Raw genomic sequence first — 18,435 nt, forward strand, 5'->3', positions numbered from 1 at the left:
TTCTTTTTGGTTGATTTGCCTGGGACGGTTATAATAAAACTAACTTGGGTACTTGCAGGCGATACCTAATCCAACATTGCCGTTGATGGAAAGGATTATCAATGAGAATTAATGTTTTGCAACACACGCCCAACGAGGGGCCGGGGACCATTGCTGATTGGGCACATGATCGGGGCCATGAAGTGTTTATTTATCACCCTTACCAATTCGGTGTTTTGCCGTCAGCTGCGCAAACGGGGATGTTGGTGATTCTTGGCGGGCCAATGAGTCCGAATGATAATGATGATTGGATTATCCAGGAACGACAGTTGATTAAGCAGTTGCTGGCTGCGCATCGGCCACTCTTTGGGGCCTGTTTTGGCGCGCAGCAGATTGCAAAGACGGCTGGTGCGGTTATCAAAGCGGCACCGCACAAGGAAGTCGGCTGGGCACCGGTTTACCGGCAAAATACTGCCATTCCGGAACTGCCGGTCCGGTTGACCGCCCTTCACTGGCACCAGGAGATGTTTGAACTGCCGAAAGGAGCGACGTTGCTGTTTAGTAGCGACTTAGTCAGAAACCAGGGATTCCTCTTAGGAGATAATGTGATTGGGCTTCAATTTCATTTGGAACCCAAAAACGATAATGTTCGCGAAATTGCAATCAACGATTGCCAATACCCGCTAAAGGCCAACGACCTTCACCAAACGGGTGAAGAAATCATCGCTCACGGCGTGCCAGCAGAAAATAAGCGGGCTGTTTACAGGATGCTGGACTTTATCAGCAATTCACAAGACTAGGAAATGAGCGGACCGAGCTGCGTTGCGGCCCGGTTTTCTTCTGCCCAGCTTCTTGGCATAGTCGGAGGAGACGTGTAAAATAAAGTAGTTTAGGAATGACTGAGGAGGACGGCTGATGAATCAAAAACTGGGGCGAGTTGTCGACGCCGTAATGATCGACGAAAACGAGAAATATTACTTTGTTCAACCATCACGAAACGGGCAAACTTACCGGTTATTGAAGGCGGAGAGCCCACAGGTCCTTCATATTGGTGGGTCAATCCGCGGTTTTGTTTACGAAAATGAAGATCACCAGCGGCAAATGACTTGCGAGCATATTCCGGCGGTGCGGGTGGATCATTATGCTTTTGGGACGGTCGTTGGTGTCCGCCGCAATCTCGGCGTCTTTGTCGACGTGGGGTTGACAAACAAGGATATTGCCGTTTCACTTGATGATTTGCCGGCGATGAAGACCCTTTGGCCACAAAAGGGCGACCGCTTGATGATTTCCTTGAAGGTGGACGATCACGACCGCCTCTGGGGCCAGTTAGCAACTCCCGACCTCTTTCAAGTAATTGCTCAAAAACCACAGCGCCAGCAAATGAACGCCGATGTGGAGGCGACAGTGACCCAGGTGAAATTAAATGGCACCCACGTCATTACTGATACTTATCAGCTGGGCTTTATTCACCCGAGCGAACGTGATGCCGAACCACGTTTAGGTCAGGTTTTACGGGCGCGGGTAATCGGTTTTTCCAACCATGGCGGGTTGAACCTGTCATTGAAGCCGCGGGGGTACCAGGCCATTGACGACGATTCACAAATGATCCTCGCGATGTTGCGCCATAGTGTCGAGGGGACGATGCCGTTGAGTGACAAGTCATCACCGGCCGACATCAAGGCGCTTCTCGGAATTTCCAAGGGCCAGTTTAAGCGGGCAGTGGGCCACCTGCTTAAGTCAAAGTTAATCAGCCAAAGTGATGGTCAGCTCCGGTTAATGAACAACCAGGAGGACCAGGAAGATGAGTAATGGCCAACCGCTGAAGGCCGCTTATGGCGATCAGTTGGGGGATTTTGCCAACTATTTGGCGGTTGAGCGCAACCTTTCCGCTAATACGGTTGAGGCTTACCGGTCGGATTTAAGCTTAGCAGCTGCTTATTGGCAGCAGCATGGCATCAGTGATTGGCAGCACGTTGACCGTTTTGCTGTTCTTTCGCTTTTGGCCAGCATGCAAAACCGTGGGCGGGCAGCGGAAACTGAATCGCGGATGGTTTCTTCACTGCGACAATTTTTCGCTTACCTTCTCCGGCGAAACTTGATTAGCGAAAATCCAATGAAGCTGGTTCAGTTACCCAAGGGGCGCCGCAAGCTGCCGACGGTTCTGAGTGAGGCAGAAGTTGGGCGCCTATTGGCGGTCCCTGATACCAGTACTCTACTTGGCATTCGTGACCGGGCAATGTGGGAATTAATGTACGCGACAGGTGTTCGGGTGAGCGAATTGGTTAACCTGACAATGGCCGAGCTTCACTTAGCTGTTGGGTTGATCCAGCCGCGAGGGAAGGGCGACAAGGAGCGCATTATCCCGGTTGGTGATATTGCCAGTGACTGGGTGCAACGCTACTTAACAGCAGTTCGCCCCAAATTATTGAAAAAGCAGCGTTCCACTGCTGTTTTCTTAAACGCTAACGGCCGCAAGTTGACCCGTCAAGGAGTATGGAAAAACTTAAAACGGGATGTAATTGCGGCTAACATCACCAAGGATGTGACCCCGCATACGCTTCGTCACTCATTTGCCACCCATTTGTTGGAACACGGCGCTGATTTGCGAGTTGTTCAGGAACTGTTGGGGCATGCAGATATTGCAACGACGCAGATCTATACCCACGTTTCGAGGAAGCGGCTGACCGCTGTTTATCAAAAATATCACCCACGCGCTTAGGATAATAATTAAGAGGTGTCAAAGATGTTAGTGAGGTACCATAAGGATTACCAAAAAATCGTCATGGGGTTATTGTCCTTTATCCCGTCATTGAATAATGTCAAGCGACTTCATGACGAGATTTTCTGGTCAACCGCTGATGACCAACCAATTTTCCTTTGGCAGACGCCAGACGGAGGCCATTTTATCGGTGTCGTCATTTTGGAAGTCAAGGACGATTATGTCCTGGTCCGACGCTTGTCATTTACCCCGAGTGAACGGACGGGCAGAAACATTTATTCACTGTTGGATGCTGTGGCGGCGCGCTATCCGGACAAACGGGTCGTCGGCACCTTGACTAACCAACCATTGATTACTAACTGGGAGAAGGAATTACATGAGCGACAAACCAGTCATCGTAGACCACCCGTTTCAGCCGACAATTAAACTGGAAGACTTTGAAGGACCATTAGACCTTCTCCTTCACCTGATCCGGCAAAACGAGATGGATATTCGGGATATCCAAATGGCACTGATTACCAGTCAGTACATGGATTACCTGGCCTCAATGAAGAAACACCGCCTGGAAGTTGCCGGTGATTATTTTGTGATGGCCGCGACCCTCATGCGCATCAAGAGTGAAATGTTACTGCCGGCACCGCCGGTGGAAGAAGAGCCGGAAATGGAACCGGAAGATCCACGACAGGAACTGGTAGAACAATTGTTGGAATACCAACGCTATAAGGATGCTGCGGCGAAGTTAAAGGACAAGGAAGAATTTCGTCAGCAGGAATTCAGTCGGGCCGCGATGGCAGTGCCGGAGCAAATGATTAGCGCCAAAGTGGCACCTGGCGTGAGTTTAAACCAGTTACAGACAGCCTTTGAAAAAGTTGTTAGGCGTCACAGTTTGAGCCAGCCAGTGGAAGAAACGGTCAGTCCCGAAAAGGTGACGGTGGAGGAGCGTCTCCAGGCGGTCACTCATCAGTTGCAGGCGGGTCCGCAACGCTTCATTGACTTGTTTGAGGATGATGTTAGTAGGGAGAACTTGGTGACCACTTTTATGGCTCTCCTTGAGTTATGCAAGCACGGGCGGGTCTTAGTGAGCCAGGCGAGTCCACTGGCCCCCTTAATTGTCCGCCTTCGTCCCAGGAAAGGAGCGCGTGATGGCAGAGCAAAGTAACTTAGCAGTCATTGAAGGGTTACTGTTTATCAGTGGCGACGAGGGGATCACCCTCAGTGACCTGGCAAAACTGACCGGCTTTATGCGTCCCGCCGTCTCAGCCTTATTGGAACGTTTAAAGAGGAAATATGAGGGCGATGCCGATTGCGCACTGGTCCTGCTAAAGTCTGGGAATACGTACCGGCTAGCTACCAAGAGCAGCCTGGCGCCAGTAATTAAGCACTACTTTGAAGTGCCACTGACGGTGCCGCTCACGAACGCCCTCCTGGAAGTATTGGCAATTGTAGCCTACAAGCAGCCAATTACCCGGGTTGAGATCGACGCCATTCGGGGTGTCCAAAGCTCTGGTTCACTCCAGAAACTGATTGTGCGTGGGCTGGTCACAACTAGTGGGCGGCTTGACGCTCCTGGCAGACCGTTTCAGTACGCTACGACGACCGCTTTCCTGGACTACTTTGGTCTGTCTTCGTTAAAGGAGCTGCCGCCACTAACTGAGCAGCTGACGACTGATGACCTCGACGGTGACATCTTTATGCGGGCACTGCAACGCAAGGAGCAACAACGACAACGGGAGGAAAAAAATGACACAGCAACGACTACAAAAGGTAATGGCTGAAGCGGGGGTGGCTTCACGTCGGCATAGCGAAAAAATTATTTTGGAAGGACGAGTGACCGTCAACGGTAAGCGGGTTACTACTCTCGGGACCAAAGTTGACGGTAATGACGTGGTAGCAGTCGATGGTGTGCCCTTACAAAAGGAGCAGCACGAGTACTTCCTGTTGAATAAGCCGCGGGGCGTTATTTCGTCAGCACATGATGAACATGGCCGGACAACAGTGGTTGACTTGCTAAAGCAGGAAGGTGTTAACGAACGGATTTACCCGGTCGGGAGACTGGATTATGACACGACCGGCGCCTTACTGCTGACTAACGATGGGGACCTGGCGAACAGACTAATGCACCCACGTTTTGAAATTGACAAAACCTACGTTGCCAAGGTTCGCGGGTTAGTCACTAATGATGATTTGCGAACATTGCGGCGCGGGGTCGAGGTTGATGGCAAAATGACCCGGGAAAGTCACCCGCGATTGGTAGAAACCAACCGGGCAAAGAAAACATGCCGGGTAAAGATTACAATTCATGAGGGGCGTTACCACCAGGTGAAAAAAATGTTTGAAGCAGTTGGTCATCCGGTGATCAAACTTCACCGGGAAAGTTACGGTTTTCTCGATTTAACCGGTTTGGCCAGTGGTAAGTTCCGTTCCTTACGGACTGCGGAAGTGCGCGCCCTTCGTGAGCTTTAAGCAGAGTGGTGAAAGCTAATGAGTACCATTAAAGATGTTGCCCGCCAAGCCGGCGTCTCGGTATCGACGGCTTCCCGGGCCCTTAACAATAATCCCCGCATTAGCGACGCGACCCGCCAACGTGTTCGCCAAGCTGCCGCCAAGTTGGGCTACCGTCTCAACTACGCTGCCAAAAACCTAACTAGTGGGAAGAGTAATATCGTTGGTCTGGTTTTTCCGGTCACCGAGGAAGGGGCCTTTGCCAATCCTTTCCACTTGGATTTAATGCGCGGAGTGGCCGCTAAACTTGCGCCCCACCATTACGAGATGGCAGTTGCTATTGGCCAGACAACGACAGAGCTGCTCGACCATGTTAAGTCGCTGGTGGAGAATGCCAACGTGACGAAATTGCTGGTCTTTTATTCCCTCAAAGATGACCCGGTGATTACTTACCTGCGACAACAAGAATTAGACTTTGTGATTATCGGCCAGGCAGGGCAGGCTGGTGACCGTTTTGTCGATAGTGATAACCGCCTTGCTGGTTATCAGGGGACGGCTGCGCTGATGAAGCAAAAAGGGGTTAACCGGCCCCTCTTTGTGGTGTCCGCTCAACATTGGCCCTATGAAGAGGAAAGACTGGCGGGTTATCGAGAGCAGATGGCCCGGCAAAAGTTACCAATCCAGGAAGCCACCGTTGACCAACCACTGGCTGCTGACCATTTTGATTCTTTAATTGCTAGCGACGATGTCAACTATCTGCACTTTGTGACAAGTCACCCCAAACTGGCCTCGTTACCCGCACTCTGTTTCAACAATTCGCGCTTACTGGGCATGATTATGCCAGGGGTGATGAAGGTGGACTTATTACCGCGGGCCATTGGCAGTGCGGCAGTCGAATTGCTTTTTGACCCTGCGACTAACCACCGCTTGGTCGACTTTCAAATTATTAACTGACAAGTACGATCAGGGCTTGCTACTGAGAAGGTGGCAAGCTTATTTTATTTAATTTTGTGCAAACGGTTGCACAAACGAAAATAATTTGTTATATTATTGTCAATCAAATGAACCGCTTTCAAAGGAGTGTGGATGATGACTAACAAAACAGGACAATCGTTCGGGTTGCCAGCGCTAAGTCGGCGCTTCATTTGGATGATGAATTTCGGTTTTCTGGGCGTCCAAACGGCCTTTACTCTGCAAAGTTCCCAAATGAGCCGGATCTTTCAAACGATCGGGGCCAACCCGAATAACCTCGGTTGGTTTTTCATTTTACCGCCACTGGCAGGGTTGGTTGTTCAACCGCTGGTCGGTTACTATTCTGACCGGACTTGGCTTCCTAAACTTGGCGGGCGGCGGCTGCCTTACCTCATTTTGGGGACAATCGTTGCCGTCATTGTCATGCTCTTGCTACCTAATTCGGGGAGCCTGGGCTTCGGTTATGGCTCCTTTGCTGCATTACTGTTCGGAGCGATTACTGTCGCACTGCTGGACTTGTCGTCGAACGTAGCAATGCAACCGTTCAAAATGATGGTTGGCGACATGGTTAACGACAACCAAAAGAGCTATGCTTACGGGATTCAAAGCTTCCTGTCAAACACCGGCGCGGTGCTGGCAGCAATCTTACCGTTCCTGTTTACCTACTTTGGAATCCGCAATACCGACCATAAAGGGGTTGTCCCAATGTCAGTCAAGGTGGCCTTTTATACCGGGGCGGCCCTGTTAGTCATCACTAGCCTCTTTACGATTAAAGAGGTTCACGAATATGACCCGCAGACGTATGCAAAGTATCACGGCATTTCCGAAGAGGATAATGAAGAGGGCGGCAACATGTTCAAGTTGCTGAAAAACGCCCCGAAGGCTTTTTGGACCGTCTCACTTGTCCAATTGTTCAGTTGGTTTGCTTTCCAGTACCTCTGGACTTATTCCGTCGGCGCCATCGCGAAGAACGTTTGGCAGACCACCAACGTGACTTCAGCTGGCTACCAGGCAGCTGGCAACTGGTATGGGGTCTTAGCAGCAGTGCAGTCAATCGCTGCGGTTATCTGGTCATACGTCTTAGCCAAGGTCCCTAACAAGTATCACAAGCTTGGCTATGCCGGTAGTTTACTGATTGGTGCTGGTGGCTTCTTGTCGGTCTTCTTCGTCACTGATAAGTACCTGTTGATTTTGTCCTACGCCTTAGCGGGGGTTGCCTGGGCGGCAATGAACACCTACCCCTTGACAATTGTTACCAACGCCCTGAGTGGCAAGCACATGGGGACTTACCTCGGCCTGTTCAACGGTTCCATCTGTTTACCGCAAATTGTGGCCTCACTGCTGAGTTTTGCTTTATTCCCGGCGCTAGGTAATTCCCAGGCACACATGTTTTTGGCTGCCGGGGTGGCAATGGTCCTGAGTGCCATTTCAGTCACTATTATTCACGAAACTTACGTCCGTTAACTCATTACAAGCAAAGGAGCGATTATTATGAAACGAACTTTTGATATCTCACCATGGCACGTTAAAACAAACCAATGGGCACCAGCAGACAAACGACTCCAGGAATCAATGACCAGTCTGGCTAATGAAAACCTGGGGATGCGTGGCTTTTACGAAGAAGGCTATTCTGGTGATGAAACGCTTGAAGGTGTTTACCTCGGCGGGGTCTGGTTCCCGGACAAGACCCGTGTTGGCTGGTGGAAAAACGGCTACCCGCAATACTTTGGCAAGATGATCAACGCGGTTAATTTCTTAAAGATGACGATTCAAGTCAACGGGGAACAACTGGACCTGGCTCATCAACAACCAACTGACTTTTTGCTGGACCTTGACATGAAAAAAGGGCTCTTTACCCGGACCTTTACCGTCGAAATTGGGCAGGCCCGTGTTCGGTTCTGCTTTGAACGCTTTGTTTCGATTGTGCAAAAGGAATTGGTTGGGCAACGGTTAACCATCAAGAACCTCAGCAACCAACCGGTTAAACTGGCAGTGGCTAGTCAAATTGACGCTGACGTTTATAATCAGGATTCCAACTACGATGAACAGTTCTGGAACGTGTTGGACAGCCAGGTTGATGCCAACCACGCCCAACTCTTTTCACAAACCAAGCCAAACCCGTTTGGGACCCCGCAGTTTACTGTGGGGATGCGGACGACGACAAAAACTAGTTTGCCAGCTCAGGGTCAACAGCAGGCAGCTAAGCTAGTTGGCAACCAGTTTGCCGGCAAACTGGTTGCTGGTGAGTCGACGGTGATTGAAAAACGGTCACTTGTTGCCACGTCACGGGACTTTGATAGTCAAGCAGCAATTGCTGATCACTTAGCACAGCTCGCCGCCAAACTAGATACCCAGTCCTTTGATGACTTGTTAGCCGCCCATGTTAATGCCTGGGCCGACCGCTGGGCCAAGTCGGACGTCATTATTGAAGGCGACGACGCCGCTCAACAGGGAATTCGCTTTAACCTGTTCCAGCTCTTCTCAACCTACTACGGCAACGATTTCCGCCTCAACATTAGTCCCAAGGGCTTTACTGGTGAGAAGTACGGCGGTGCTACTTACTGGGATACCGAAGCTTACTGTTTGCCGGTTTATCTCGGGGTGGCTGACCAGGAGGTAGCCAAAAACCTGCTGAAGTACCGTTACCAGCAACTCGATGGTGCCTACGTCAACGCCGCTCAGCAAGGCTTAGCGGGAGCATTGTTCCCGATGGTAACCTTCAACGGGATTGAATGTCATAACGAATGGGAAATTACCTTCGAAGAAATTCACCGTAACGGCGACATTGCCTTTGCAATTTATAACTACACCCGTTACACCGGTGATAAGTCATACGTGCTGCACGAAGGGGCGAAGGTCTTAGTCGAAATTTCCCGTTTCTGGGCCGACCGGGTTCACTACTCGCAGCGGAAGAATGCCTATATGCTCCACGGTGTGACTGGCCCTGATGAATACGAGAACAACGCCAACAATAACTGGTATACGAACCTTCTTTGCCAGTGGACGCTGAAATACACGCTGGCAGTTTTAACGGAAGTTGACGATCAGACTGGTAGCCAACTTGGTGTCAGTGACGATGAGAAGCATCGCTGGCAAGGAATTGTCGATAACATGTACCTGCCGTATGATGCAGAACGTGACATTTTTGTTGAAGATGATGACTTCTTAGATAAGGACCTCAAACCGGTGTCTGAAATTCCGGTAGACCAACTACCACTTAACCAGCACTGGTCCTGGGACAAGATCTTGCGTTCACCGTACATTAAACAAGGTGACGTGATCCAGGGAATCTGGGACTTTATTGACGACTTTACTCCGGAACAAAAAGAACATAACTTTGACTTCTATGAGCAATACACCGTTCATGAGTCGTCACTTTCGAGTTCCGTTTATTCGATTATTGCTGCCGACCTGGGGAAGGAAGATAAAGCGGTCGAACTTTACGAACGGTCAGCCCGCCTCGACCTCGACAATTACAACAACGACACGGTTGATGGGTTGCACATTACTTCGATGACCGGGAGCTGGTTGGATATTGTTCAGGGCTTTGCCGGAATGCGGGTTCGCAACGACCAACTTCATTATGCACCGTTCTTGCCAAAAAAATGGCAAGCCTACCAGTTCCGCCAAAACTTCCGGGGACGGGTGCTTGAAGTGCGCGTTGATCAGGCTGGCACCCACATTAAGCTCGTTAGTGGTGAACCACTGACAATCGATTTAGCTGGTAAACGCTTTGAATTGAAATAGGGAGGGCTGACAATGCAGTTTGAAAAGATTCGTGGCTTTGCTTTCGACCTTGATGGTGTGATTGCTGATACTGCCCGTTTTCATGGCCAAGCCTGGCACCAGGTGGCCGACCAGGTCGGTACACCCTGGACAGCACAGCTGGCAGACAGACTCAAGGGCGTTTCCCGGATGGACTCGCTGGAAATGATTTTAAAGGCCGGCGGACACGAGAACGATTACAGTCAGCAAGAAAAGGTCCAGTTGGCGACGGCCAAGAACGATAACTATCTGCGCCTCGTTGAAACTCTGACGCCCGCTGATATTTTGCCGGGGATGAAGAACTTTTTGGACGAGTTACGGGAAAAAGATTACCTAATGGTGCTGGCGTCAGCTTCTAAAAACGCCCCGAAGGTTTTGCAATACCTGCAGCTAAGTGACTACTTCGTGGGGATTGTCGATCCGGTCACGCTGTCACATAGTAAGCCGGACCCGGAAATTTACTTGCGGGCAGCAGAACTGTTGAAGTTGCCGCCAGCAGAGGTAGCAGGGGTTGAAGACGCGCAAGCTGGGATTAAAGCGATCAACGGTGCTGGTGAATTGTCCATCGGCATTGGTACAGGCCTCAAGGGGGCTGACATTTGCTTTGCTTCCACAGCCGATGTGTCCCTGGACAAGTTGCTGGAATTAAAATAACCTCGGCAACGATGCCTACCTTTGTTCACCTCATCAGATCATTATTTCAATAACAAGTGCCCGCAGTGTCTGGCTTGGCCAGAACGCTACGGGCATTTTTTGACAGTCAGTTTGACCAAGTGACTTCGGTCCGGTTGCAAACGAATAACATGAGATCTTGCTTGCGATTTGTAAAGTGATCGTGTCAGCTGATGCTTATCTGGTGTCCAGTTAAGGGAATGATGAGCAAAATTATTAATTGGCGTTGAAGATCACCGCGGTTGTTTATTGTAATACATACAATTTTGTTCTTGTATGTATCTCAACCACTTCCTAAAATATAAGTCAAACATGATTAAGAGGAGGACATTGCAATGTCAAACGAGGCACGGTTTGCGTTCAAAAAGACTGTACCCATTATGTTGGGCTTTTTATTTCTCGGTATTAGTTATGGTGTTTACATGCATAAGTTAGGTTTCAGCTTTTTGTACCCCCTATGCATGGCTGCGGTGATTTTTGCTGGTTCTGTTGAATTTATTATCGGCAATTTATTATTGCAGCATTTTCAACCGCTCACGGTGCTCATCTTAACCCTGTTAGTTAATTCCCGACATATTTTTTATGGCATTACGATGCTGAAGAAATACTCCAACAGCGGGAAGCTGAAGCCTTTTTTGATTTATGGAATGTGTGACGAGTCCTTTTCTTTGAATGCCACCTTAAAAGTTCCTGCAGAGTTGAAACAAAGTTATGTTTACTTTTATATCACCATTTTTAATTATTGTAGTTGGGTTCTCGGCGCGGGTTTTGGTGGGCTGTTTGGCAGCCTGCTTCAACTAAATGTGCAATGACTGGACTTTGTAATGACGGCTTTATTTATCGTGCTGTTTACCGAGCAGTTAAAATCAATTCTTTCGCAGAAAAATGCTTTGCTCGGACTAATTGTCGCGGTGATTAGTCTCGTGCTCTGTGGCCCGGATACATTCTTGTTAGTAGCACTCTTCCTCTTATTGCTGATTTTTACAAGCCGGTATTTCTGGAAGGGAGGGGCGGTCAAACATGACCATTAGTCAACAAATTATTTCGATTGTCATTGCTGCAGTAGCAACAATGACAACACGCTTTCTGCCTTTTTTAATCTTTCACCGGGCAGATTCAATGTCGCCGTACTTAGAACAGTTGGGACGCTTCCTCCCGGCGGCCTTGATGGGGGTGCTGGTTGTCTATTGTTATCGGCACTTTTAACTCGCGGATCCGACAACGGGGATCATTGCACTTCTTGCTGGAGGGTTAACACTAGGACTTCACCTTTGGAAAAACAACATGCCGTTATCGATTTTAGCGGGAACGGGGACGTACATTGTCCTCCTCCATTGCTTTGGCTGATTTCAGGGAGGTGGCGGTTGGCGATCAACGGCGAAACATTTGAGATTGATTGTCAAGTATGCTAAAGTAAGGTTAATTTTAATAGGTTTATCTTCAAGGCGGGGTGAAATTCCCGACCGGCGGTATAGCCCGCAACCCGCGTTCGCGGTGGAATCCGGTGAAATTCCGGGTGCCGACAGTAAAGTCTGGTATGCAGAAGATTGCTAAATACTGGTTGAGATTATCAACCTGACGTCCTGAAGTTTTTCGGGACGCCTTTTTTAGCAAACCTGGAGATAACCTCAGGGAGGTTATTTTGATGAAAAGCAAGTCGTCGTTGAAAACTCACCGGTTGGCTGTTGTGGCCTGTTTGGGTGCGTTAAGTTTTATTTTAATGTTGTTTGAGTTCCCGGTGATTCCCGTCGCCCCGTACTTAAAGGTGGATTTTTCTAACGTCATTGTTCTGATTGCGACTTTAATTGACGGACCGTTAACTGGGCTGGCGGTGGCAGTGGTCAAAGCTGTCCTCCATGCCCTCGTCAATGGGCTGTCAGTAGGAACACTGTTGGGATCGTTTAGCGACCTCTTAGCAACGGTTGCATTATTGCTGCCATTTGGCTGGCTGATGAAGGATCACCACTCCCAGAAGCGCTTCTGGTTGAGCGCCTTAGTGGGTGTCTTATTGATGACGGTCCTGATGGCGCTGGCTAATTGGTGGGTGCTGACACCACTTTATATGAAACTGTGGGCATGGCAACCAACACTGCCGATTGTCAAACTAGTGGTCGTTGGCGTCGTTCCCTTTAACTTGGTGAAGGGACTATTAATAGTGGTTGTGACCGACCTGATTTATGTTCACTTGCCATCGCGAGTGAGTGGCCGGCTCAAGTAAGGCAGGAAAGTAAATTGCAGGGAAATTACTTAATTAACTTAATTGGCTTCCGTCCCCGGCGTTACCGGGTGATTGAGGGCACCTTAAAAGGGCGGCAAACGGTTGCCACCCTTTTTTGGGCTCAACAATACCGGATTCAGGGATGGTTCGGCTACCGGCGAAAGCTTGTCCGGACAAAATTTGATGACCAACTCACAGCGTGGGCAAAAACAGGGATTGTCGTCCTTGACCAGCAGGCGCAAACGGTAGTACTGACACCGGCTGGCCAGCAGCTCGCCGCTGAGTATCGCCGCAACCACTACTTGCCACAATGTGGCCACTTGTCCTGGCTGGTCAACACCAACCGGCTTGCACAACGCTTGCTGTTAGCAATTCAAGTGGTTAGTGAATTTGCCCACCAGAGTCACCGTTATTTGCCGCTAGACGTATCAACTGCGGAAATGGCAGCCGTCAAACAATGGTTTTATGCTTGCCGGGACAGGCTAGTCCCCACCGTGGGTGAGGAATGTTACCAGTTAGCAGAATCGTTAGCAAAGACTGATTCACGTTGGCCGCAGTTATTTGTGTCACAACTAGTTGGCTGGCAAACAAGCGGAATGTACGACCAACAGCTGCAACGAAGTCTTCAAGTTAGCGCTGATAGTCTGTCGCTAATGAAGCACGATGTTTGGTTAGCAATTGCCAATCAGCTGAATGTCCACGATAAGTGGTTGTTGGCCATGCTCGTCAAACCATTGCTGCGGCGCTCACCACTAAGTGCCAGCGCAGAGCAAACGTTGACTGCTTACTTAGGGGGGATGGACGTCCAGCAAATTAGCGATCGCCGTCATTTAAAGGCCACGACGATTCGCGAGCACTTGCTAGCGGCGGCTATTCAGCTGCCCGGGGTGCTTGATGCACGACAGTTGATTGGGAAGCAGCGTTGGCAAGAATTTACTAGGCGTTATACGGGGCCGGTTGACCAATGGCACTGGGCTTCTGCAGCCACTGAAGACCCAGCTGAATCTTTTTTTGCCTTTCGTCTTTATCAAATTGTGAGGAGCCAGCATCTTGATGGATAAGCAACAACTCGAATACCTACTGAAGGCGAAATTTGGTTTTGACTCTTTTCGCCCGGGGCAGTTGGAAACGATTCAAACCCTGCTGGGAGGCCACCACGCACTGGCTATTTTACCCACTGGTTCGGGTAAGACGCTGATTTACCAGTTTTTTAGTAAAGTCAAACCGGGGATGATCCTGGTCATTTCACCGCTAATTTCGCTGATGCAAGACCAGCTGAACCGGCTGAGACTTGACGGTGAAAGGCGGGTCGCGGTGATTAGCTCACTAGTGGACTTGCGTGCCCGCCAGACAGTGCTTGACCACTTAGGGGAATACCACTACCTCTTCTTGTCACCGGAAATGGTAACCAGTTCGCGAGTCGGGGCTGCTTTACGGCGGTGCCAGTTAGGGCTCGTGGTGATTGACGAGGCCCACTGCGTTTCGGAATGGGGGCCCGATTTTCGTCCCCACTACTTGCTGTTAAAGCAGACACTCGCCAGCCTGGGGAACCCGTTAACCCTCATGCTTACCGCGACAGCAACTCCGCGCGTGGCCAAAGACATAATTAGCCGCCTTGGCTTTCAGGGAAAGGGTGTCCGCGTGATCAGGCAAAGCGTTGACCGCCCCAACATTATGCTGGCTGTTAAGCAGGTTGCTAGTGATAATGAGAAACGTCAGGAGTTGAAAAGGTTAGTAACTCGCTATGGTGCTGGCGGAATTATTTATTTGTCTAGCCGGAAATTGGCCACCGAACTAGCTGACTGGCTGGCTAACGAGACCGGGGTTGTCGCTGCCCCTTACCACGCCGGTATCGATTCAGTCGACCGTTATCGGATCCAGCAGCAGTTTATGGATAATCGACTCCAGGTAATCTGCGCGACGAGTGCTTTTGGGATGGGAATTGATAAGGATGATGTCAAATACGTTATTCACTACCACCTCCCCAAAAGCTTGGAAGCGTACGTTCAGGAAATTGGCCGGGCAGGACGAAATGGCCAGCAAGCACTAGCAGTGCTCCTTTATGCACCGGGGGATGAGCAGCTGCCGCTGGCGCTGAGTCAGGTTGACTTACCGTCAAACGAACTGATGATGGCCTACCAGCGCCACCATGCTAAGACAGCTGAGTTAGGGGAGTCTGGCGAACTCTTGACTTTTTACCTCGACCATGGCTGGCAACCGACGCAAATCCGCCAATTGTTTGAGCAACGCTGGCAGCTGGCAAAAAAACAAGTTGCCGTGATGCTGGACTACGCAACGGTCAATGCCTGTCGCCGCCAAATGATTAGTGAACACTTTGGCGAACCACTAACACCAAAGCCTACCTGGTGCTGCAGCTTTGATGAACTTGCTTGGTACCAGCATATTCACTTGCCGGTAATTACTGTGAACGAATCACCTCAACAGCCAGCTAATGACTGGCGCCAGCAGTTAGCATTATTATTCAATTTTGCCGCTAAATCTGGCGGTGGCCTGGACAGCCACTAATTAATTGCGATACAATTTTCAAGAGTATTTTGAAATGAGGAGGGTGCTTATGAGCGAGAAACGCGAAGATCAGCACCAGGAAGATGAAAAGCTGTGGGATAAAACCTTTACCCAGGATCCCAATCTCGGGAGCGATGGTCACCTATCACGGACGGAATATCGGAAGCATAATTCGCATAATGCAATGGTGACTACCATCCTGGTGATCGTCATTATTGTCCTGGCTGCAGCACCAGTTCTTTACTGGATGAATCACCAGCAGTCGTTTAACCACCCGGTCAGAACCGAGAAAACGGCGAAGAGCAGCCATTCGGCGAGTAAGAAAAAACATTCAACCACTCACCGGGAAAGCAAACGCCACCGCGAGCAAGCAACGGCGAAGTCCAGTCGCGCTTCCGGTCAGCTGAGTAGTGAAAAGACCACGAGCAGCAGTCATTCCACGGCTGGTGCTAAGTATACAACGGTTGAACAGGGCCAGGGGATCTACCGGGTTGCCGTCAATAATGGACTGACCGTTGATGAATTGGCACGTTTAAACAACATCTCACCAAACGCTCAGCTTCATCCGGGTCAGCGTTTACGAGTGAAGTAAGGAGAATAAAGATTGAAGAAGCAAATTCAAGTAGCTATTGACGGGCCCGCATCGTCAGGTAAAAGTACGGTTGCCAAGATTATTGCCAGCAAGCTGGGCTTAGTTTATTGTGACACAGGTGCGATGTACCGATCAGTAACATGGGCCGCACTGGATCGCCAGTTGGACTTAACTGACCAGCAAGCAGTGTCACAACTGGCCTCACAAATTACGATCAGCTTTCAACCAGGCACACCAGATCAGCGTGTCTTCGTCGATGACGTGGAAGTGACAAAGCCGATTCGGGAGGCAGCGGTCAGCAGCAACGTTTCTACTGTCGCTGCAATTCCCGCTGTCCGCCAGGCGATGACAGCTCAGCAGCGGGCAATTGCCAAACGTGGTGGGGTTGTCATGGATGGCCGTGATATTGGGACGACGGTTTTGCCGGATGCGCAGGTTAAAATTTTTTTGGTTGCGTCTGCTCATGAACGGGCGGCTCGTCGCTATAAAGAAAACATTGCCAAGGGCCTTGATAGCAAACCGCTGGCTGACATTGAAGCAGCAATTAAACTTCGCGATCAGAAGGATTCACAGCGGAAAGTATCACCCCTGCGTAAGGCCGATGATGCGGTCGAATTGGATACTACTTCGTTGAGTGTTGATGAAGTTGTTTCACGTATTTTATCGATTATCGAAAAAAGCAGGTAACAATTTAGTTAAATTGTAGTCATGACCAGCTTTTTCTGTTAAAATATCAATCAGAGTTGTGTTGCAAGGAGGATTTTTATTAATGGCTGAAAACGAAAACAAAGACGCAATGCTTAAAGCGCTTGACAGCATCAAGCAAATCAAGATTGGTGATGTTGTTAAGGGTAAAGTACTGCAGATTGACGATGATCGTCAGGTAATTGTGGGCATTGAAGATGCCGGTGTTGAAGGTGTTGTTCCGGCAAAGGAACTGTCCTCAAAGCCAGTCGAAGACGTCAACGAAGCAGTGAAGAAGGGTGACGAACTGGACCTGGTTGTTATCGCTAAGATCGGTAGCGACAAGGAAAACGGTTCTTACCTGTTGTCACACCGGCGCTTAGAAGCCCGCAAGGTTTGGGATGAACTGCAGGCTAAGTTTGACGCTGGTGAAACGATTACTGCCAAGGTTACCCAGGCTGTCAAGGGCGGACTGGTTGTTAACGCTGGCGTTCGCGGCTTTGTTCCGGCCTCAATGATTACTGATCACTATGTTGAAGATCTGAACCAATTTAAGGGTCAAGAACTTGAATTCAAGATCATCGAAATTGAACCAAGTGACAACCGTCTGATTCTTTCACACCGTGAAATTGTCAAGGCTCAACACGAAGAAGCTGCCAAGAAGATTTTTGCTGAATTAGCACCAGGTGACGTTGTTGAAGGGACTGTTGCTCGGATGACTAACTTCGGTGCATTTATCGACCTCGGTGGCGTTGACGGTCTGTGCCATGTTTCTGAAATTGCCTACGAACACGTTGACAAGCCTTCAGATGTTCTGAAGAGCGGTCAACAGGTTAAGGTTAAGGTTCTGAACGTCGACCCAGAACGCGAACGGATCTCACTGTCTATTAAGCAGACCCTGCCTGGACCATGGGACAACATCGAAGAAAAGGCACCAGTTGACTCTGTTTTGACGGGTACTGTTAAGCGCCTGACTAGCTTTGGTGCATTCGTTGAAGTCTTCCCAGGTGTTGAAGGTCTGGTTCACATTTCACAGATTTCACATAAGCACATTGCTACTCCAGCTGATGTGCTGACTCCAGGTGAAGAAGTCAAGGTTAAGGTATTGAACGTTGATCCTGAACGTCAACGCTTAGGCCTGTCAATCAAGGCTCTGCAAGAAAAGCCTGCTGGTTCTGAAGATAATGGTAACCACCGTCGTGGTGGCAACCGTCGTCCTCGTCGTCGCAGTTTTGCTGCAGATGCTCCTGAAGAAGAAAACGGCTTTACGCTTGGTGACCTGATCGGTGATGAACTGAAGAAGGCTGGCAAGTAATTAAGTACCATCGCGGGTTTGACCGTTTTGGGTATTTAATGAAATTAAAGAGGGGTGCGGTGGACGATTGTTACCGCACCCCTTTATTGTGCTGATTATTTCATGATAGAAAGGAGAATCAGGATGACAGCTCCAGTTGTTGCGGTCGTTGGTCGGCCCAATGTTGGTAAATCGACCCTCTTTAACCGAATTGCCGGTGAACGGATTTCAATTGTTGAAGATACTCCTGGCGTAACCCGTGACCGGATTTATGCCCATGCCGAGTGGCTGGGCAAGGAGTTTTCGCTCATCGATACCGGGGGAATTGAAGTTTCTGACCAGCCGATTCTAACGCAGATTCGTCAGCAGGCAGAAATCGCGATTGATGAAGCTGATGTGATTATCATGGTGACGGACATCGATACCGGCGTTACCGCTGCCGACGAGCAGGTGGCCAAGATTCTTTACCGGTCGGACAAGCCAGTTGTTCTGGCGGTTAACAAGGCTGATAATATTGCACGGCGTAACGATGCCTATGACTTTTACTCACTTGGATTGGGCGAGCCATACCC

General features: G+C 49.7%; 19 protein-coding genes, 1 pseudogene and 1 riboswitch. All 20 genes and pseudogenes read left to right on the plus strand.

The genetic code is table 11. The features are described from left to right. Positions 1-101 precede the first annotated feature (101 nt). Positions 102-779, plus strand: coding sequence for a type 1 glutamine amidotransferase (locus Q0E49_RS02940; protein ID WP_295746467.1), 678 nt, complete (start codon positions 102-104; stop codon positions 777-779). A 115-nt stretch (positions 780-894) separates the two neighbouring features. Then, a complete protein-coding gene (locus Q0E49_RS02945) occupies positions 895-1,788 on the plus strand; it encodes a S1-like domain-containing RNA-binding protein (RefSeq protein ID WP_295746468.1) in 894 nt (297 codons plus the stop codon). Then, entirely contained in the window at positions 1,781-2,698 is a 918-nt protein-coding gene (xerD, locus tag Q0E49_RS02950) for a site-specific tyrosine recombinase XerD (protein WP_295746469.1), read from the plus strand. The genes Q0E49_RS02945 and xerD overlap by 8 nt, the downstream gene beginning before the upstream one ends. A gap of 24 nt (positions 2,699-2,722) precedes the next feature. Beyond that, a complete protein-coding gene (locus Q0E49_RS02955) occupies positions 2,723-3,124 on the plus strand; it encodes a reductase (protein WP_295746470.1) in 402 nt (133 codons plus the stop codon). Next, positions 3,075-3,857 carry a segregation/condensation protein A gene (locus Q0E49_RS02960; RefSeq protein ID WP_295746471.1) on the plus strand — a complete coding sequence of 261 codons (783 nt, stop codon included), beginning with the start codon at positions 3,075-3,077 and terminating at the stop codon, positions 3,855-3,857. Before Q0E49_RS02955 ends, Q0E49_RS02960 begins: the two co-directional genes overlap by 50 nt. Then, complete coding sequence (gene scpB / locus Q0E49_RS02965) at positions 3,841-4,473, plus strand: SMC-Scp complex subunit ScpB (RefSeq protein WP_295746472.1); 633 nt, start codon at positions 3,841-3,843, stop codon at positions 4,471-4,473. The genes Q0E49_RS02960 and scpB overlap by 17 nt, the downstream gene beginning before the upstream one ends. Further along, on the plus strand, positions 4,439-5,161 hold the full coding sequence (locus tag Q0E49_RS02970) for a pseudouridine synthase (RefSeq protein ID WP_295746473.1): 723 nt from the start codon (positions 4,439-4,441) through the stop codon (positions 5,159-5,161). The genes scpB and Q0E49_RS02970 overlap by 35 nt, the downstream gene beginning before the upstream one ends. A gap of 18 nt (positions 5,162-5,179) precedes the next feature. Beyond that, positions 5,180-6,094 (plus strand): LacI family DNA-binding transcriptional regulator, encoded by a 915-nt coding sequence (locus Q0E49_RS02975; protein WP_295746474.1) that lies wholly within the window; start codon positions 5,180-5,182, stop codon positions 6,092-6,094. A 132-nt stretch (positions 6,095-6,226) separates the two neighbouring features. Next, the gene (locus Q0E49_RS02980; RefSeq protein ID WP_295746475.1) at positions 6,227-7,576 is read left to right on the plus strand and encodes an SLC45 family MFS transporter; all 1,350 of its coding nucleotides are present in this window, start codon (positions 6,227-6,229) and stop codon (positions 7,574-7,576) included. Positions 7,577-7,603: 27 nt separating this feature from the next. Then, entirely contained in the window at positions 7,604-9,859 is a 2,256-nt protein-coding gene (locus Q0E49_RS02985; RefSeq protein ID WP_295746476.1) for a glycoside hydrolase family 65 protein, read from the plus strand. Between the two features lie 12 nt (positions 9,860-9,871). Beyond that, a complete protein-coding gene (pgmB, locus tag Q0E49_RS02990) occupies positions 9,872-10,531 on the plus strand; it encodes a beta-phosphoglucomutase (RefSeq protein ID WP_295746477.1) in 660 nt (219 codons plus the stop codon). Between the two features lie 353 nt (positions 10,532-10,884). Next, positions 10,885-11,361, plus strand: coding sequence for an AzlC family ABC transporter permease (locus Q0E49_RS02995; protein ID WP_295746478.1), 477 nt, complete (start codon positions 10,885-10,887; stop codon positions 11,359-11,361). 208 nt (positions 11,362-11,569) lie between these two features. Then, positions 11,570-11,896: pseudogene (locus Q0E49_RS03000) on the plus strand (AzlD domain-containing protein). 85 nt (positions 11,897-11,981) lie between these two features. Beyond that, a riboswitch (FMN riboswitch) is annotated at positions 11,982-12,101 on the plus strand. Between the two features lie 93 nt (positions 12,102-12,194). Further along, positions 12,195-12,767 (plus strand): ECF transporter S component, encoded by a 573-nt coding sequence (locus Q0E49_RS03005; protein ID WP_295746479.1) that lies wholly within the window; start codon positions 12,195-12,197, stop codon positions 12,765-12,767. A 14-nt stretch (positions 12,768-12,781) separates the two neighbouring features. Then, positions 12,782-13,828, plus strand: a complete 1,047-nt coding sequence (locus tag Q0E49_RS03010) for a helix-turn-helix domain-containing protein (protein WP_295746480.1) — start codon at positions 12,782-12,784, stop codon at positions 13,826-13,828. Beyond that, on the plus strand, positions 13,821-15,293 hold the full coding sequence (locus Q0E49_RS03015; protein ID WP_295746481.1) for a RecQ family ATP-dependent DNA helicase: 1,473 nt from the start codon (positions 13,821-13,823) through the stop codon (positions 15,291-15,293). Before Q0E49_RS03010 ends, Q0E49_RS03015 begins: the two co-directional genes overlap by 8 nt. Before the next feature lie 49 nt (positions 15,294-15,342). Beyond that, the gene (locus Q0E49_RS03020; RefSeq protein WP_295746482.1) at positions 15,343-15,885 is read left to right on the plus strand and encodes an SAG1386/EF1546 family surface-associated protein; all 543 of its coding nucleotides are present in this window, start codon (positions 15,343-15,345) and stop codon (positions 15,883-15,885) included. A 12-nt stretch (positions 15,886-15,897) separates the two neighbouring features. Continuing rightward, entirely contained in the window at positions 15,898-16,572 is a 675-nt protein-coding gene (cmk, locus tag Q0E49_RS03025; RefSeq protein WP_295746483.1) for a (d)CMP kinase, read from the plus strand. Between the two features lie 82 nt (positions 16,573-16,654). After that, complete coding sequence (gene rpsA / locus Q0E49_RS03030) at positions 16,655-17,884, plus strand: 30S ribosomal protein S1 (RefSeq protein WP_295746484.1); 1,230 nt, start codon at positions 16,655-16,657, stop codon at positions 17,882-17,884. Between the two features lie 123 nt (positions 17,885-18,007). Beyond that, positions 18,008-18,435 (plus strand): GTPase (locus tag Q0E49_RS03035; protein ID WP_295746485.1); only part of this gene is annotated, 428 nt, incomplete at its 3' end.

The sequence above is a fragment of the uncultured Limosilactobacillus sp. genome, assembly GCF_934202235.1.
Taxonomy (GTDB): Bacteria; Bacillota; Bacilli; order Lactobacillales; family Lactobacillaceae; genus Limosilactobacillus.

Excerpts from the sequence above, each read along its gene's own strand:
- Q0E49_RS02945 (WP_295746468.1), top strand. The coding sequence starts at position 895 with ATGAATCAAAAACTGGGGCGAGTTGTCGACGCCGTAATGATCGACGAA.
- Q0E49_RS02985 (WP_295746476.1), top strand. The coding sequence starts at position 7,604 with ATGAAACGAACTTTTGATATCTCACCATGGCACGTTAAAACAAACCAA.
- Q0E49_RS02940 (WP_295746467.1), top strand. The coding sequence starts at position 102 with ATGAGAATTAATGTTTTGCAACACACGCCCAACGAGGGGCCGGGGACC.
- Q0E49_RS02955 (WP_295746470.1), top strand. The coding sequence starts at position 2,723 with ATGTTAGTGAGGTACCATAAGGATTACCAAAAAATCGTCATGGGGTTA.
- Q0E49_RS02960 (WP_295746471.1), top strand. The coding sequence starts at position 3,075 with ATGAGCGACAAACCAGTCATCGTAGACCACCCGTTTCAGCCGACAATT.
- Q0E49_RS03005 (WP_295746479.1), top strand. The coding sequence starts at position 12,195 with ATGAAAAGCAAGTCGTCGTTGAAAACTCACCGGTTGGCTGTTGTGGCC.
- Q0E49_RS03015 (WP_295746481.1), top strand. The coding sequence starts at position 13,821 with ATGGATAAGCAACAACTCGAATACCTACTGAAGGCGAAATTTGGTTTT.
- pgmB (WP_295746477.1), top strand. The coding sequence starts at position 9,872 with ATGCAGTTTGAAAAGATTCGTGGCTTTGCTTTCGACCTTGATGGTGTG.
- rpsA (WP_295746484.1), top strand. The coding sequence starts at position 16,655 with ATGGCTGAAAACGAAAACAAAGACGCAATGCTTAAAGCGCTTGACAGC.
- xerD (WP_295746469.1), top strand. The coding sequence starts at position 1,781 with ATGAGTAATGGCCAACCGCTGAAGGCCGCTTATGGCGATCAGTTGGGG.
- Q0E49_RS02975 (WP_295746474.1), top strand. The coding sequence starts at position 5,180 with ATGAGTACCATTAAAGATGTTGCCCGCCAAGCCGGCGTCTCGGTATCG.
- Q0E49_RS02995 (WP_295746478.1), top strand. The coding sequence starts at position 10,885 with ATGTCAAACGAGGCACGGTTTGCGTTCAAAAAGACTGTACCCATTATG.
- Q0E49_RS02970 (WP_295746473.1), top strand. The coding sequence starts at position 4,439 with ATGACACAGCAACGACTACAAAAGGTAATGGCTGAAGCGGGGGTGGCT.
- scpB (WP_295746472.1), top strand. The coding sequence starts at position 3,841 with ATGGCAGAGCAAAGTAACTTAGCAGTCATTGAAGGGTTACTGTTTATC.
- Q0E49_RS03020 (WP_295746482.1), top strand. The coding sequence starts at position 15,343 with ATGAGCGAGAAACGCGAAGATCAGCACCAGGAAGATGAAAAGCTGTGG.
- Q0E49_RS02980 (WP_295746475.1), top strand. The coding sequence starts at position 6,227 with ATGATGACTAACAAAACAGGACAATCGTTCGGGTTGCCAGCGCTAAGT.